This is a genomic window from Citrobacter sp. KTE30 (genome assembly GCF_000398825.1).
Classification (GTDB): domain Bacteria; phylum Pseudomonadota; class Gammaproteobacteria; order Enterobacterales; family Enterobacteriaceae; genus Citrobacter; species Citrobacter freundii.
Genome location: NZ_KB976057.1, coordinates 1 through 15,028 on the forward strand (window position 1 = coordinate 1; position 15,028 = coordinate 15,028).

11 protein-coding genes, 2 tRNA genes, 3 rRNA genes and 1 pseudogene are annotated in these 15,028 nt (G+C 50.3%); 12 read left to right on the forward strand and 5 right to left on the reverse strand.

The genetic code is table 11. The features are described from left to right. From WC1_RS0123050 to rrf, 5 genes are all read left to right on the forward strand, one after another. Window positions 1–187 (forward strand): 16S ribosomal RNA (locus WC1_RS0123050); the annotation flags it as partial. A 71-nt stretch (window positions 188–258) separates the two neighbouring features. After that, window positions 259–335 (forward strand) — tRNA-Ile (locus tag WC1_RS00780). Between the two features lie 105 nt (window positions 336–440). Further along, window positions 441–516 (forward strand) — tRNA-Ala (locus WC1_RS00775). A gap of 206 nt (window positions 517–722) precedes the next feature. After that, window positions 723–3,629, forward strand: a 23S ribosomal RNA gene (locus WC1_RS00770). 95 nt (window positions 3,630–3,724) lie between these two features. Beyond that, a 5S ribosomal RNA gene (gene rrf, locus WC1_RS00765) occupies window positions 3,725–3,840 on the forward strand. Window positions 3,841–3,975: 135 nt separating this feature from the next. Here rrf and mobB read toward each other — a convergent pair. Both mobB and mobA read right to left on the reverse strand, forming a co-directional pair. Further along, window positions 3,976–4,479, reverse strand: a complete 504-nt coding sequence (gene mobB / locus WC1_RS00760; protein ID WP_003840407.1) for a molybdopterin-guanine dinucleotide biosynthesis protein MobB — start codon at window positions 4,477–4,479, stop codon at window positions 3,976–3,978. Next, complete coding sequence (gene mobA / locus WC1_RS00755) at window positions 4,476–5,042, reverse strand: molybdenum cofactor guanylyltransferase MobA (protein WP_369707390.1); 567 nt, start codon at window positions 5,040–5,042, stop codon at window positions 4,476–4,478. The genes mobB and mobA overlap by 4 nt, the downstream gene beginning before the upstream one ends. A gap of 87 nt (window positions 5,043–5,129) precedes the next feature. On the opposite strand from mobA, the gene WC1_RS00750 reads away from it, so the two are divergent. The 3 genes from WC1_RS00750 to dsbA all read left to right on the forward strand — a co-directional run bounded on the left by WC1_RS00750 (window position 5,130) and on the right by dsbA (window position 7,102). After that, window positions 5,130–5,399, forward strand: a complete 270-nt coding sequence (locus WC1_RS00750; protein ID WP_003028616.1) for a YihD family protein — start codon at window positions 5,130–5,132, stop codon at window positions 5,397–5,399. Between the two features lie 76 nt (window positions 5,400–5,475). After that, window positions 5,476–6,462, forward strand: coding sequence for a serine/threonine protein kinase (locus tag WC1_RS00745; RefSeq protein ID WP_003847930.1), 987 nt, complete (start codon window positions 5,476–5,478; stop codon window positions 6,460–6,462). A 16-nt stretch (window positions 6,463–6,478) separates the two neighbouring features. Then, a complete protein-coding gene (gene dsbA / locus WC1_RS00740) occupies window positions 6,479–7,102 on the forward strand; it encodes a thiol:disulfide interchange protein DsbA (RefSeq protein ID WP_003028621.1) in 624 nt (207 codons plus the stop codon). A 13-nt stretch (window positions 7,103–7,115) separates the two neighbouring features. Here dsbA and WC1_RS00735 read toward each other — a convergent pair whose 3' ends face one another. Then, entirely contained in the window at window positions 7,116–8,051 is a 936-nt protein-coding gene (locus WC1_RS00735) for an acyltransferase (RefSeq protein WP_016151251.1), read from the reverse strand. A 363-nt stretch (window positions 8,052–8,414) separates the two neighbouring features. Between WC1_RS00735 and polA the strand changes: the two genes are divergently transcribed. Beyond that, the gene (gene polA, locus WC1_RS00730) at window positions 8,415–11,201 is read left to right on the forward strand and encodes a DNA polymerase I (RefSeq protein WP_003840413.1); all 2,787 of its coding nucleotides are present in this window, start codon (window positions 8,415–8,417) and stop codon (window positions 11,199–11,201) included. Between the two features lie 333 nt (window positions 11,202–11,534). Here the strand turns inward: polA and yihA are convergent, their stop codons facing one another. Next, on the reverse strand, window positions 11,535–12,167 hold the full coding sequence (gene yihA / locus WC1_RS00725) for a ribosome biogenesis GTP-binding protein YihA/YsxC (protein ID WP_016151252.1): 633 nt from the start codon (window positions 12,165–12,167) through the stop codon (window positions 11,535–11,537). 209 nt (window positions 12,168–12,376) lie between these two features. On the opposite strand from yihA, the pseudogene WC1_RS25045 reads away from it, so the two are divergent. From WC1_RS25045 to hemN, 3 genes and pseudogenes are all read left to right on the forward strand, one after another. After that, window positions 12,377–12,562: pseudogene (locus tag WC1_RS25045) on the forward strand (hypothetical protein). Between the two features lie 165 nt (window positions 12,563–12,727). Beyond that, a complete protein-coding gene (gene yihI / locus WC1_RS00720) occupies window positions 12,728–13,243 on the forward strand; it encodes a Der GTPase-activating protein YihI (RefSeq protein WP_016151253.1) in 516 nt (171 codons plus the stop codon). A gap of 188 nt (window positions 13,244–13,431) precedes the next feature. Further along, window positions 13,432–14,805, forward strand: a complete 1,374-nt coding sequence (hemN, locus tag WC1_RS00715; RefSeq protein WP_003847923.1) for an oxygen-independent coproporphyrinogen III oxidase — start codon at window positions 13,432–13,434, stop codon at window positions 14,803–14,805. Window positions 14,806–14,894: 89 nt separating this feature from the next. On the opposite strand, the gene WC1_RS24795 is transcribed toward hemN, so the two are convergent. Then, window positions 14,895–15,005, reverse strand: coding sequence for a YshB family small membrane protein (locus WC1_RS24795; RefSeq protein WP_003028631.1), 111 nt, complete (start codon window positions 15,003–15,005; stop codon window positions 14,895–14,897). Window positions 15,006–15,028: the final 23 nt, after the last annotated feature.

The following is a 15,028-nucleotide window of genomic DNA, read 5'->3' on the forward strand; positions in this document are numbered from 1 at the left end:
GATCAGAATGCCACGGTGAATACGTTCCCGGGCCTTGTACACACCGCCCGTCACACCATGGGAGTGGGTTGCAAAAGAAGTAGGTAGCTTAACCTTCGGGAGGGCGCTTACCACTTTGTGATTCATGACTGGGGTGAAGTCGTAACAAGGTAACCGTAGGGGAACCTGCGGTTGGATCACCTCCTTACCTTAAAGAAGCGTTCTTTGTAGTGCTCACACAGATTGTCTGATGAAAATTAGCAGTAAGAAAATCTCTGCAGGCTTGTAGCTCAGGTGGTTAGAGCGCACCCCTGATAAGGGTGAGGTCGGTGGTTCAAGTCCACTCAGGCCTACCAAATTCTTTCTGATACCGCGTTGTGAAACGACTCGCATACTTCAGTATGCTTCGCCGCTCCACGCCTTGTCTCAGCAGGAATTAAGGTGAATGAGATAACTACGATGGGGCTATAGCTCAGCTGGGAGAGCGCCTGCCTTGCACGCAGGAGGTCTGCGGTTCGATCCCGCATAGCTCCACCATCTTTACTGCAAAAACACAAGAAAACTTCAGAGTGTACCTGAAAAGGTTCACTGCGAAGTTTTGCTCTTTAAAAATCTGGATCAAGCTGAAAATTGAAACGACACACTGTTTCATTTCTCCGTAATAAGAAATGAAAAATGGTGTGTTCGAGTCTCTCAAATTTTCGCAACACGATGGTGTTTTACGAAACATCTTCGGGTTGTGAGGTTAAGCGACTAAGCGTACACGGTGGATGCCCTGGCAGTCAGAGGCGATGAAGGACGTGCTAATCTGCGATAAGCGTCGGTAAGGTGATATGAACCGTTATAACCGGCGATTTCCGAATGGGGAAACCCAGTGTGATCCGTCACACTATCATTACGTGAATACATAGCGTAATGAAGCGAACCGGGGGAACTGAAACATCTAAGTACCCCGAGGAAAAGAAATCAACCGAGATTCCCCCAGTAGCGGCGAGCGAACGGGGAGCAGCCCAGAGTCTGAATCAGCTTGTGTGTTAGTGGAACGGTCTGGAAAGTCCGACGATACAGGGTGATAGTCCCGTACACCAAAATGCACAGGTTGTGAACTCGAAGAGTAGGGCGGGACACGTGGTATCCTGTCTGAATATGGGGGGACCATCCTCCAAGGCTAAATACTCCTGACTGACCGATAGTGAACCAGTACCGTGAGGGAAAGGCGAAAAGAACCCCGGCGAGGGGAGTGAAAAAGAACCTGAAACCGTGTACGTACAAGCAGTGGGAGCCTCTTTATGGGGTGACTGCGTACCTTTTGTATAATGGGTCAGCGACTTATATTCTGTAGCAAGGTTAACCGTATAGGGGAGCCGAAGGGAAACCGAGTCTTAACTGGGCGTTAAGTTGCAGGGTATAGACCCGAAACCCGGTGATCTAGCCATGGGCAGGTTGAAGGTTGGGTAACACTAACTGGAGGACCGAACCGACTAATGTTGAAAAATTAGCGGATGACTTGTGGCTGGGGGTGAAAGGCCAATCAAACCGGGAGATAGCTGGTTCTCCCCGAAAGCTATTTAGGTAGCGCCTCGTGAACTCATCTTCGGGGGTAGAGCACTGTTTCGGCTAGGGGGTCATCCCGACTTACCAACCCGATGCAAACTGCGAATACCGAAGAATGTTATCACGGGAGACACACGGCGGGTGCTAACGTCCGTCGTGAAGAGGGAAACAACCCAGACCGCCAGCTAAGGTCCCAAAGTCATGGTTAAGTGGGAAACGATGTGGGAAGGCACAGACAGCCAGGATGTTGGCTTAGAAGCAGCCATCATTTAAAGAAAGCGTAATAGCTCACTGGTCGAGTCGGCCTGCGCGGAAGATGTAACGGGGCTAAACCATGCACCGAAGCTGCGGCAGCGACACTATGTGTTGTTGGGTAGGGGAGCGTTCTGTAAGCCGTTGAAGGTGTACTGTGAGGTATGCTGGAGGTATCAGAAGTGCGAATGCTGACATAAGTAACGATAATGCGGGTGAAAAACCCGCACGCCGGAAGACCAAGGGTTCCTGTCCAACGTTAATCGGGGCAGGGTGAGTCGACCCCTAAGGCGAGGCCGAAAGGCGTAGTCGATGGGAAACAGGTTAATATTCCTGTACTTGGTGTTACTGCGAAGGGGGGACGGAGAAGGCTATGTTAGCCGGGCGACGGTTGTCCCGGTTTAAGCATGTAGGCGGAGGTTCCAGGTAAATCCGGTACCTTTTTAACGCTGAGGTGTGATGACGAGGCACTACGGTGCTGAAGTAACAAATGCCCTGCTTCCAGGAAAAGCCTCTAAGCATCAGGTAACACGAAATCGTACCCCAAACCGACACAGGTGGTCAGGTAGAGAATACCAAGGCGCTTGAGAGAACTCGGGTGAAGGAACTAGGCAAAATGGTGCCGTAACTTCGGGAGAAGGCACGCTGATATGTAGGTGAAGTGGTTTACCCATGGAGCTGAAATCAGTCGAAGATACCAGCTGGCTGCAACTGTTTATTAAAAACACAGCACTGTGCAAACACGAAAGTGGACGTATACGGTGTGACGCCTGCCCGGTGCCGGAAGGTTAATTGATGGGGTTATCCGTAAGGAGAAGCTCTTGATCGAAGCCCCGGTAAACGGCGGCCGTAACTATAACGGTCCTAAGGTAGCGAAATTCCTTGTCGGGTAAGTTCCGACCTGCACGAATGGCGTAATGATGGCCAGGCTGTCTCCACCCGAGACTCAGTGAAATTGAACTCGCTGTGAAGATGCAGTGTACCCGCGGCAAGACGGAAAGACCCCGTGAACCTTTACTATAGCTTGACACTGAACACTGGTCCTTGATGTGTAGGATAGGTGGGAGGCTTTGAAGTGTGGACGCCAGTCTGCATGGAGCCATCCTTGAAATACCACCCTTTAATGGCTGGTGTTCTAACGTGGACCCGTTACCCGGGTTGCGGACAGTGTCTGGTGGGTAGTTTGACTGGGGCGGTCTCCTCCTAAAGAGTAACGGAGGAGCACGAAGGTTAGCTAATCCTGGTCGGACATCAGGAGGTTAGTGCAAAGGCATAAGCTAGCTTGACTGCGAGAGTGACGGCTCGAGCAGGTGCGAAAGCAGGTCTTAGTGATCCGGTGGTTCTGAATGGAAGGGCCATCGCTCAACGGATAAAAGGTACTCCGGGGATAACAGGCTGATACCGCCCAAGAGTTCATATCGACGGCGGTGTTTGGCACCTCGATGTCGGCTCATCACATCCTGGGGCTGAAGTAGGTCCCAAGGGTATGGCTGTTCGCCATTTAAAGTGGTACGCGAGCTGGGTTTAGAACGTCGTGAGACAGTTCGGTCCCTATCTGCCGTGGGCGCTGGAGAATTGAGGGGGGCTGCTCCTAGTACGAGAGGACCGGAGTGGACGCATCACTGGTGTTCGGGTTGTCATGCCAATGGCATTGCCCGGTAGCTAAATGCGGAAGAGATAAGTGCTGAAAGCATCTAAGCACGAAACTTGCCCCGAGATGAGTTCTCCCTGAGACTATAAGTCTCCTGAAGGAACGTTAAAGACGATGACGTTGATAGGTCGGGTGTGTAAGTGTAGCGATACATTGAGCTAACCGATACTAATGAACCGTGAGGCTTAACCTTACAACGCCGAAGATGTTTTGGCGAAAGACAGACATCATATTCAGCTTGATACAGATAACATTAACCGGCGAAAAGCGGGTTAATAACAGAATTTGCCTGGCGGCTGTAGCGCGGTGGTCCCACCTGACCCCATGCCGAACTCAGAAGTGAAACGCCGTAGCGCCGATGGTAGTGTGGGGTCTCCCCATGCGAGAGTAGGGAACTGCCAGGCATCAAATAAAGTGAAGAAGCCCATCCTGACGGATGGGCTTTTTTGCGTGTGTGCGGGGTAAAAACCGCCGGGCTGAACGTATTGATTGTGCAGGCCTGATAAGCGTAGCGCATCAGGCAGATCACGACACCGCAGTTATCTTCTGGCCCATTGCGTAACAAAATCAGCTACTTGCTGTGTGTTGTTGATATCTAACAATGGAACATCCACCGCCAGCGGAACGTCACTGGCAACCGCTATAACATAGTCGTCCATCACCAATTCCTCAGGACTATGCCCGCAGCCTTCGCGGAAAAGTAGGATCTTAGCGACAGGTTCATGCTTAAATCCCTCGACCAACACCATATCCAACGTTGAAGCGTCCATCCGGCTTACCAGATACGCTAAATCCAGTTCGGGCTCTTTCGGTGTTTCTACCATTAATGCCCAACGTTGCTGGCTGGCGACCAGAGTTTGTGCTGCACCAGCTTTGCGTAACTCATAGCTATCTTTACCGGGCTTGTCGACATCCATCTTGTGATGAGTATGCTTAATCAATCCGGGACGTATACCTCTGGCACGTAGTTCCGGGATCAACTTTTTGAGCAGCGTGGTTTTTCCCGTGCCGCTCCATGCCGCAATGGCGAGTAATGGGATCATGATTTTTCCTGCCATTTTGCGAGCTCTTCGGGGGTGTTCACGTTTACGAACGCATCTTTATGATCGCTGAAATCGACAGCATGACCGCCTGCCAAACGCATAAAGACCATAACGCGTCGTTCACCGGACTGAAGATAATCCTGCAGTAAAGGCTGCATAGAGCGGTGCATCAGCGCAATGGTTGGGTGATCTCTTTCGCCATCATGCACCCAGACAACCGGTGCTGCTTTGCGCTGCTCTTTTAAACGAGCGACCAGATCGTGAGGAATATAGGGCATATCGCACGGGCAGAACAAAAACCATTCTCCCGTTTGCTGCAGGAATACCGATAGCATCCCGGCCAGTGGGCCAGGGAAATCGGCCAATGAATCGGGAATAACTTTCAGGCCGCTTTGCTGGTATATATCCCTATGGCGATTGGCATTAACCACCACGGTTTCGACCTGCAAAGCGAGAATGTCGGCCACATGTCGCCAAAGAGGTTTACCGTCCAATTCAAGCAGACCTTTATCGGTTCCGCCCATCCGTCTGGCCTTACCGCCAGCCAGCACAACCCCTGTCATTGCACTATCCAGAATCACTGATATCGCCTCTTTTAATGTGGGATTGACCCTGCTAACGTATCTGTATTGAGCCTAAGGAGCACAACCATGAAATGTAAACGTCTGAATGAAGTTATTGAACTCCTCCAGCCTGCCTGGCAGAAGGAACCCGATCTTAACCTGATGCAATTTTTACAGAAACTGGCGCAAGAGTCAGGTTTTGACGGCGAACTGGCGGATTTAACTGATGACATTCTGATCTATCACCTGAAAATGCGTGACTCGGCGAAAGATGCGGTCATTCCAGGTATTCAGAAAGATTATGAAGAAGATTTTAAAACTGCACTACTCCGCGCACGTGGCGTAATTAAAGAGTAAAAGCTTGTAATCGCCGCCACCGAAAGCGCTGCGAAATGATATCCTGAATCATTCGTAGTATTTTCCGGATGATGGGATGAACGACAACGCTTTTAATTTCCAGACGCTACACCCGGATACCATCATGGATGCACTGTTTGAGCAGGGGATCCGGGTGGACTCCGGGCTTACCCCGCTTAACAGCTATGAAAACCGTGTCTATCAATTCCAGGACGAAGACCGTCGACGCTTTGTCGTTAAGTTTTATCGCCCTGAACGTTGGTCTGTCGATCAGATCCAGGAAGAGCACCAGTTTGCTCTGGAACTGGTAAACGATGAAGTCCCGGTAGCTGCTCCGCTGGAATTCAGCGGTCAAACGCTATTAAGCCATCAGGGTTTCCATTATGCGATCTTTCCCAGCGTCGGTGGACGTCAGTTTGAAGCCGACAACATCGATCAGATGGAGGCGGTGGGGCGCTATCTCGGGCGTATGCACCAGACCGGATGCAAGCGTACTTTTGCCTTCCGCCCAACGATCGGCCTTGAAGAATACCTGACTGAGCCGCGTAAAGTTTTTGAACACGCACAGCTAATCCCATCAGGGCAAAAAGCGGCCTTCCTGAAGGCAACGGATGCGCTTATCGCGATCGTTACTGAACGCTGGCATACGCGTTTAACCACGTTACGCCTGCACGGTGATTGTCATGCCGGTAATATTCTGTGGCGCGATGGCCCGATGTTTGTCGATTTAGATGATGCCCGCAACGGTCCGGCTATTCAGGATTTATGGATGCTCCTCAATGGCGATAAAGCTGAACAACGTATGCAGCTTGAAACCATTATCGAGGCTTATGAAGAGTTTAGTGAGTTCGACATCTCTGAAATCGGACTGATAGAACCTTTACGCGCTATGCGTTTAGTTTATTATCTTGCCTGGCTAATTCGACGTTGGGCTGACCCTGCATTTCCAAAAAACTTCCCGTGGTTAACCGGGGAAGATTACTGGCATCGTCAGACCGCGACCTTTATTGAGCAGGCAAAAATTCTGCAAGAGCCCCCCTTACAATTAACGCCAATGTATTAATCGGAGAAACTTGAACATGAAAAAAATATGGCTGGCGCTGGCTGGTATGGTCTTAGCTTTTAGCGCATCTGCAGCGCAGTTCCAGGATGGCAAACAATACATCACTCTGGAAAAGCCAGTTGCGGGTGAACCGCAAGTGTTGGAGTTCTTCTCCTTCTACTGCCCGCACTGCTACCAGTTTGAAGAAGTGCTTCACGTATCTGATAATGTGAAGAAAAAGCTGCCGGAAGGCACCAAGATGACCAAATACCACGTCGAGTTTCTCGGGCCTTTGGGTAAAGATCTGACGCAGGCATGGGCGGTTGCAATGGCGCTGGGTGTTGAAGATCAGGTCACCGTTCCGCTGTTTGAAGGCGTTCAGAAAACCCAGACCGTTCAGTCTGTTGCTGATATCCGTAAAGTGTTTGTCGACGCAGGTATTAAAGGCGAAGATTATGATGCGGCATGGAACAGCTTCGTAGTGAAATCACTTGTGGCACAGCAGGAAAAAGCGGCGGCTGATTTACAGCTGCAGGGCGTTCCGGCGATGTTCGTGAATGGCAAATATCAGGTCAACCCGCAGGGCATGGATACCAGCAGCATGGATATCTTCGTACAACAGTATGCGGATACCGTGAAGTACCTGGTTGGTCAGAAATAAAAGCAAAAGCCGGTCAGTGACCGGCTTTTTTATTTGAGGCTTTAATCGCGTCGAGCTGCGCGTCTTTCTCACTCCATAGCGTATTTAGCCAGAGCTGAAACCGACGCTTGAATCCCTTATCGTTCACGTAATCACCGTGCAACTCTTCATGAATTGGCTCCAGATTCACCCGCACGACAATCCGCGTTAACTTACCGCTCAGCATGTCGTAGAACGGTCGACTGCTGTTTTCCGGATAGCACAACGTGACGTTCAACATTTTATCGAACTGTGAACCCAGTACATTCAATGCCATTGCAATACCGGCCGCCTTAGGAGGGAGCAGGTTTTGATAGGGCGAGCGGGTTTGCTCACGTTTATCTTTGGTAAAGCGCGAACCTTCGACAAAATTCACAATGGTTGTCGGGTGTACGCGAAATTTCTCGCAGGAACGACGCGTTGTTTCGACATCTTTACCACGGCGTTCCGGATGGCGAAGCAGATAGCCACGTGAATAGCGTTTCATAAACGGCATATCCAGCGCCCAGCAGGCCAGGCCAATAAAGGGTACCCAGGCCAACTGCTGCTTGAGGAAATATTTATTCATCGGGATGTGCTTACGGAACAGAACGCAAAGCACAACGATATCGGCCCAGCTGTAATGATTACAAATGAGCAGATACCAGTTTTTCTTGCTAAGACCTTCCAGTCCTTCAACATCCCACTTTAGCCGTGGATTAAGGTGCAGCAGTAGCGCCAGACCTTCACACCAGCAGTACATCATGAAATTACAGAAGACAGAAACCTTGCGCCAGACGACAGGAATAGGCAAAAGGAGTTTCACAACTCCCGCAAGGATGATCGGCACAGAACAAAAAATCGTGACCAATATGGTCAATACGATACTCAGCAACAGCGTTATCGCAGCGAGTATTCTCGTCATAATTAAATTATTCAAAAGGTTAGCCATAGACAGTGCGCGAAAGAGGCGCAAGGGGCTGATTTTATCAGAAAACGAACCAAATGATGGATCTTCCCTCAATAGAAAAAAGAGGAATATCTATCCACATCAGGATATAAGCTGTAAAAATGGAATAAAATGCTGTGTATTTATTTAATTCATTGAAATACATATAAAAATATTATGAGGCAATAATTGCCTTGTTATATTTAAAGAGCTGTAAATTATTTATTCACAAAGTTATCCACAGCTGTCTTTGCGAGCAAAGCAGAAGATCTACAAAAGTTTTTCGACAAATGCGGCGAAAAACTCATGTTTTCATCCTGTCTGTGGCATCCTTTACCCATAATCTGATAAACAGGCACGGACATTATGGTTCAGATCCCAGAAAACCCACTTATCCTTGTAGATGGCTCATCTTACCTGTATCGCGCATACCACGCGTTCCCACCGCTGACTAACAGTGCAGGAGAACCTACGGGTGCGATGTACGGTGTCCTCAACATGCTGCGTAGCTTGATTTTGCAATATCAGCCGACCCACGCGGCGGTGGTATTCGACGCCAAGGGTAAAACCTTCCGTGATGAGTTATTCGAACACTATAAGTCGCACCGCCCACCCATGCCGGACGATCTGCGTGCGCAGATTGAACCTCTGCATGCGATGGTAAAAGCGATGGGGCTGCCACTGTTGGCGGTTTCTGGCGTGGAGGCGGATGATGTCATCGGTACGCTGGCGCGGGAAGCAGAGAAGGTGGGTCGTCCGGTGCTGATTAGCACTGGTGATAAAGATATGGCTCAGTTGGTGACGCCGAATATCACCCTTATCAACACCATGACCAATACGATCCTCGGCCCGGATGAGGTGGTAAATAAATACGGTGTCCCGCCGGAACTGATCATCGATTTCCTGGCGCTGATGGGGGATTCCTCAGATAACATTCCTGGCGTTCCCGGCGTAGGTGAAAAAACTGCGCAGGCTCTGCTGCAGGGGCTGGGTGGGCTGGATACTCTCTATGCTGAATCAGACAAAATTGCGGGGCTGACATTCCGTGGTGCGAAAACCATGGCGGGCAAACTTGAGCAGAATAAAGAGGTGGCGTACCTCTCTTATCAATTGGCTACTATCAAAACGGATGTTGAGCTGGAGTTGACCTGCGAGCAGCTGGAAGTCCGTCAACCGGCGGCGGAAGAACTGCTTGGCCTGTTTAAACAGTATGAATTCAAACGTTGGGTTACTGACGTTGAAGCGGGTAAATGGCTACAGGCGAAAGGGACGAAGCCGGCGGCAAAACCGCAAGAAACTATTGTCGTCGATGAAACGCCTGAGGAGCCGGCTACGGTTCTTTCGTATGATAACTATGTGACGATTCTGGACGAAGCGACGCTGGAAGAGTGGATTGCGAAGCTGAAAAAAGCACCTGTCTTTGCCTTCGATACTGAAACTGACAGCCTGGACAATATTTCCGCGAATCTGGTTGGCCTGTCTTTTGCCATTGAACCGGGTGTGGCGGCATATGTTCCTGTTGCCCACGATTACCTGGATGCCCCCGATCAAATAGCTCGCGATCGCGCGCTGCAGCTGCTGAAGCCGCTGCTGGAAGATGAGAACGCGCACAAAGTCGGGCAGAACCTGAAGTACGATCGCGGTATCCTGGCGAACTATGGCATCGAGCTGCGCGGCATCACCTTTGACACCATGCTTGAATCCTACATTCTTAACAGCGTTGCTGGCCGACACGATATGGACAGCCTGTCGGACCGCTGGCTTAAACATAAAACTATCACCTTTGAAGAGATCGCTGGAAAAGGCAAAAACCAGCTGACCTTTAACCAGATAGCATTGGAAGAAGCCGGGCGTTACGCTGCGGAAGACGCCGACGTTACGCTACAGCTGCATCTGAAAATGTGGCCAGAATTACAGCAGCATAAAGGGCCACTGAACGTCTTTGAAAATATCGATATGCCGCTGGTGCCAGTTTTGTCTCGTGTTGAGCGCAACGGTGTGAAAATCGATCCGGCTGTTCTGCACAAGCATTCAGAAGAACTGACGCTGCGTTTGAACGAGCTGGAGCAAAAAGCACACGAGATCGCCGGAGAAGCGTTTAACCTCTCTTCCACCAAGCAACTGCAAACCATCCTGTTTGAAAAGCAGGGTATTAAGCCGCTGAAGAAAACCCCTGGTGGCGCACCATCAACGTCAGAAGAGGTGCTGGAAGAGCTCGCGCTGGATTATCCGTTGCCGAAAGTTATCCTGGAATATCGTGGGTTAGCAAAACTGAAGTCGACCTATACGGATAAGCTTCCGTTGATGATTAACAAGAAGACCGGGCGCGTGCACACTTCCTATCATCAGGCAGTTACCGCAACGGGTCGCTTGTCTTCAACGGATCCGAACCTGCAAAACATCCCGGTACGTAATGACGAAGGTCGTCGTATTCGTCAGGCGTTCATTGCGCCAGAAGACTACGTGATTGTCTCTGCGGACTACTCACAGATTGAACTGCGTATCATGGCGCACCTTTCACGTGATAAAGGTCTGCTTACCGCGTTTGCCGAAGGTAAAGATATTCACCGCGCAACGGCGGCAGAAGTCTTTGGTTTACCGCTTGATTCTGTGACCAGCGAGCAACGCCGCAGCGCGAAAGCCATCAACTTCGGTTTGATCTACGGGATGAGCGCTTTTGGTCTGGCGCGCCAGTTGAATATTCCGCGTAAAGAAGCACAGAAGTACATGGATCTCTACTTCGAACGCTACCCTGGCGTGTTGGAATATATGGAACGCACCCGCGCGCAGGCGAAAGAGCAGGGTTATGTAGAAACGCTGGAAGGTCGCCGTCTCTATTTACCGGATATTAAATCCAGTAATGGTGCTCGTCGTGCAGGTGCAGAACGCGCGGCAATTAACGCCCCGATGCAGGGTACTGCCGCAGACATTATCAAACGAGCGATGATTGCGGTGGACAGATGGCTGCAAACCGAGCAACCGCGTGTGCGTATGATCATGCAGGTACACGATGAACTGGTGTTTGAAGTGCATAAAGATGACCTCGAGAGCGTCTCTAAAAAGATCCACCAACTGATGGAAAACGAGACCCAGATTGACGTGCCGTTGCTGGTGGAAGTCGGTAGTGGCGAAAACTGGGATCAGGCGCACTAAGGGTTTACTGAATAACGGCTCTTTTTCGTAACTAAGCAACATAAGAGAGAATTTTTTGTGATGTCCATTAGAATTCCCTATGTAAGGAATGAAAAAAAATTACAAAAAGTGCTTTCTGAGCTGCTCAAAAAAGAGTAAAGTTATTCTCGTAGGGTACAGAGGTAAGATGTTCTATCTTTCAGACCTTTTACTTCACGTAATCGGATTTGGCTGAATATTTTAGCCGCCCCAGTCAGTAATGACTGGGGCGTTTTTTATTGTGCGAAAGAAAAGTTTTGTACATGCTGTAGGCCGGATAAGACGCGCAGCGGCGCCATCCGGCAATACGGTGGGTTATTCCCCGTCCTGCATCTCTTCAACCGGTGCCAGTTCACTAAACCAGCTATCCAGTTTTTGCCGCAGTTTGTCCACACCCTGCTTTTTCAGCGATGAAAATGCTTCTACCTGCACATCACCGTTAAATGCCAGTACGGCTTCGCGTACCATATTCAACTGCGCTTTGCGTGCACCGCTGGCCAGCTTATCTGCTTTAGTCAGCAGTACCAGAACCTGAACGTTGCTCTCAACCGCCCACAGGATCATCTGTTGATCGAGATCTTTTAACGGGTGACGAATATCCATCAGTACCACCAGACCTTGCAGGCTCTGACGTTTTTCCAGATATTCAGCCAGCGCGCGCTGCCATTTACGCTTCATCTCTTCTGGAACTTCGGCATAACCGTATCCTGGCAAATCGACCAGGCGTTTGCCGTCAACGACTTCAAACAGGTTGATGAGCTGAGTACGACCTGGCGTTTTAGATGTACGCGCCAGACCCTTTTGATTCGTCAGGGTATTTAGCGCACTGGATTTGCCTGCGTTGGAACGGCCAGCAAAAGCCACTTCTATACCCGTGTCGGAAGGTAAGTGGCGAATATCAGGCGCACTCATCACAAAGTGCGTCTGTTGATAATTCAAGTTAGTCAAAGCAGTCCTCTCCATCAATCAGGGCTTTGCAGCGATTATACCTGAACCCCAGCAAAAGGCTGGTTTTTCGACGAGCGGGCAGTGTGAGTAAAAACCACGCGCTTTGTGAGACATTGCCGACAGTTTCTATACGAGATGACAGAGTAAAAAATGACAGAACTAAAATAAATCATAGAGTTACATTTGGGCGCTATTCTTAAAATCAGAAATTGTTACCCAGGTTACTTGTACGTTTAAACCAAAACGGTAAAGTAGCGTCCATAGCGAGGAAGCTGACAGGATAGACGACTCAGGATGAGGGTCAGGAGCGCCAGGAGGCGAAGACACAGGATTGTCAGGAAGACAAACGTCCGGAGACGTTAGTAAAAGGAAATGGAAACAACACGGAATGTTAGAGGCTAAGGGAAAAACAGGGTGTGTTGATAGCCAACAGGGATTGTAGAGCCCGTAAGGGTTGAGAGTCAGGAAAAAAGGCGACAGATTACTCTGTCGCCTTTTTTCTTTATTTCTGCTAGATTCCGGCGCAATTATATACTGAATAAAACAGCCAAAGACGAATCATGATGAAACCAACTTCTACACCACGCGGTAAAGGTCCTGCAAAAGCGCGTCGTAAAACACGCGAAGAAATTAACCAGGAAGCTCGCGACCGTAAGCGCCAGAAAAAACACCGTGGTCATGCGGCAGGTAGCCGTGCGTCCGGTAGCGAAGGCGCATCTGGTGGCGGAAACCAAAATAAGCAAAAAGATCCTCGTATTGGCAGCAAAACCCCCATTCCATTGGGCGTGACCGAAAAAGTCACCAAACAGCACAAACCGAAGAGTGAGAAACCTATGCTTTCACCACAGGCTGAGTTGGATTTACTGGAAACGGATGAGCGCCTGGATGCGCTGCTGGAGCGTCTTGAAGCAGGAGAGACCCTGAGCGCGGAAGATCAGTCCTGGGTTGATGCCAAGCTGGACCGCATTGATGAGCTGATGCAAAAGCTGGGTCTTTCTTACGATGACGAGGAAGAAGAGGAAGAAGAAGAAGAAAAGCAGGAAGACATGATGCGCCTGCTGAAAGGCGGTAACTAACGGTTTTACACCGTGGGTCTTCCCGTCCTGCTTATAACCCTTCCGGTTATATGTTATCTGGTGTGGTTATTCGTTAAACTACAGCGGTTGTCGCGGCGACAGAAGTGGCTGCGCAACCGACTTATCACCCGTACTGGGGTTAAGTCGGTACGCCGTACCCGCCAGAGACGCCATCGGAAGGAGTGAGCATGTCAGAGCAGTTAATAGACTGGGACCTGGCCCTGATCCAGAAATATAACTATTCCGGGCCACGATATACCTCGTACCCGACCGCGCTGGAGTTTTCTGAAGACTACGGCACTGAAGCATTTCTAAAGGCCGTGGCGCGTTATCCTGAGCGTCCTCTCTCGCTGTACGTTCACATCCCGTTCTGCCACAAGCTGTGTTATTTCTGTGGCTGTAACAAGGTCGTGACTCGCCAGCAGCATAAAGCCGATCAATACCTCGATGTCTTAGAACAAGAAATTATTCATCGCGCACCGCTGTTTGCCGGACGTCATGTCAGTCAGTTGCACTGGGGCGGCGGCACGCCAACGTATCTGAATAAAGCGCAAATCAGCCGTTTGATGTCGCTGCTGCGTGGCAACTTTAACTTTAACGACGACGCCGAAATCTCGATCGAAGTGGATCCGCGTGAAATTGAGCTGGATGTGCTCGATCATTTACGCGCTGAAGGTTTTAACCGCCTGAGCATGGGGGTGCAGGACTTCAATAAAGAAGTTCAGCGCCTGGTGAACCGTGAGCAGGATGAGGAGTTTATCTTTGCGCTGCTGAATCATGCGCGTGAGATTGGCTTTACCTCAACGAATATCGATCTGATTTATGGTTTGCCAAAACAGACGCCGGAAAGTTTCGCCTTTACCCTGAAACGCGTTGCTGAGCTGAATCCAGACCGACTGAGCGTCTTCAACTACGCGCACCTGCCGACGCTGTTTGCCGCTCAGCGCAAGATTAAAGACGCCGACCTGCCCAGCGCGCAGCAGAAGCTGGATATCCTGCAGGAAACCATTTCTTCACTGACCGAAACCGGTTATCAGTTCATTGGTATGGATCACTTTGCTCGGCCGGATGATGAGCTGGCGATTGCTCAACGCAAGGGTGTGCTGCATCGTAATTTCCAGGGTTATACCACCCAGGGTGATACCGATCTGCTGGGAATGGGCGTGTCAGCCATTAGTATGATTGGTGACAACTACGCGCAGAACCAGAAAGAGCTGAAGCGCTATTATCAGCAGGTAGACGAGCAGGGGGACGCACTGTGGCGCGGAATTGCCCTGACCCGCGATGACTGCATTCGTCGTGATGTTATTAAGCTCCTGATCTGTAACTTCCGCCTCGACTATGCCGCTGTGGAACAGCAATGGGCTCTGAACTTCGCTGACTATTTTGCCGAAGACCTGAAACTGCTGGCACCGCTGGCGAAAGATGGGCTGGTGGATGTGGATGAGAAGGGGATTCAGGTTACGCCGAAGGGGCGCCTGTTGATCCGTAATATTTGCATGTGCTTTGATGCCTATCTGCGGCAGAAAGCACGCATGCAGCAGTTCTCCCGCGTCATTTAACCGGGTTGCCCGGTGGCGCTACGCTTACCGGGCCTACACGTCGCAATAATCTGTAGGCCGGATAAGCGTTAGCGCCATCCGGCGCGCCTTCAGCTGAACAGCCCAACCAGCGCCGCACACAGCACTGCGGCAACCGCAGTTTGTGGCGTATGGCTTTCGACCGCACCGCTCGACAGCAGATTAATCATTGATTCCAGCATGATGACTTCCCCCGTTTGCCGGG

What these genes read in the sequence shown, in the direction of transcription:
- mobB (WP_003840407.1), bottom strand. Translation starts at nt 4,479, where the DNA reads ATGATCCCATTACTCGCCATTGCGGCATGGAGCGGCACGGGAAAAACC.
- mobA (WP_369707390.1), bottom strand. Translation starts at nt 5,042, where the DNA reads ATGACAGGGGTTGTGCTGGCTGGCGGTAAGGCCAGACGGATGGGCGGA.
- WC1_RS00750 (WP_003028616.1), top strand. Translation starts at nt 5,130, where the DNA reads ATGAAATGTAAACGTCTGAATGAAGTTATTGAACTCCTCCAGCCTGCC.
- WC1_RS00745 (WP_003847930.1), top strand. Translation starts at nt 5,476, where the DNA reads ATGAACGACAACGCTTTTAATTTCCAGACGCTACACCCGGATACCATC.
- dsbA (WP_003028621.1), top strand. Translation starts at nt 6,479, where the DNA reads ATGAAAAAAATATGGCTGGCGCTGGCTGGTATGGTCTTAGCTTTTAGC.
- WC1_RS00735 (WP_016151251.1), bottom strand. Translation starts at nt 8,051, where the DNA reads ATGGCTAACCTTTTGAATAATTTAATTATGACGAGAATACTCGCTGCG.
- polA (WP_003840413.1), top strand. Translation starts at nt 8,415, where the DNA reads ATGGTTCAGATCCCAGAAAACCCACTTATCCTTGTAGATGGCTCATCT.
- yihI (WP_016151253.1), top strand. Translation starts at nt 12,728, where the DNA reads ATGATGAAACCAACTTCTACACCACGCGGTAAAGGTCCTGCAAAAGCG.
- hemN (WP_003847923.1), top strand. Translation starts at nt 13,432, where the DNA reads ATGTCAGAGCAGTTAATAGACTGGGACCTGGCCCTGATCCAGAAATAT.
- WC1_RS24795 (WP_003028631.1), bottom strand. Translation starts at nt 15,005, where the DNA reads ATGCTGGAATCAATGATTAATCTGCTGTCGAGCGGTGCGGTCGAAAGC.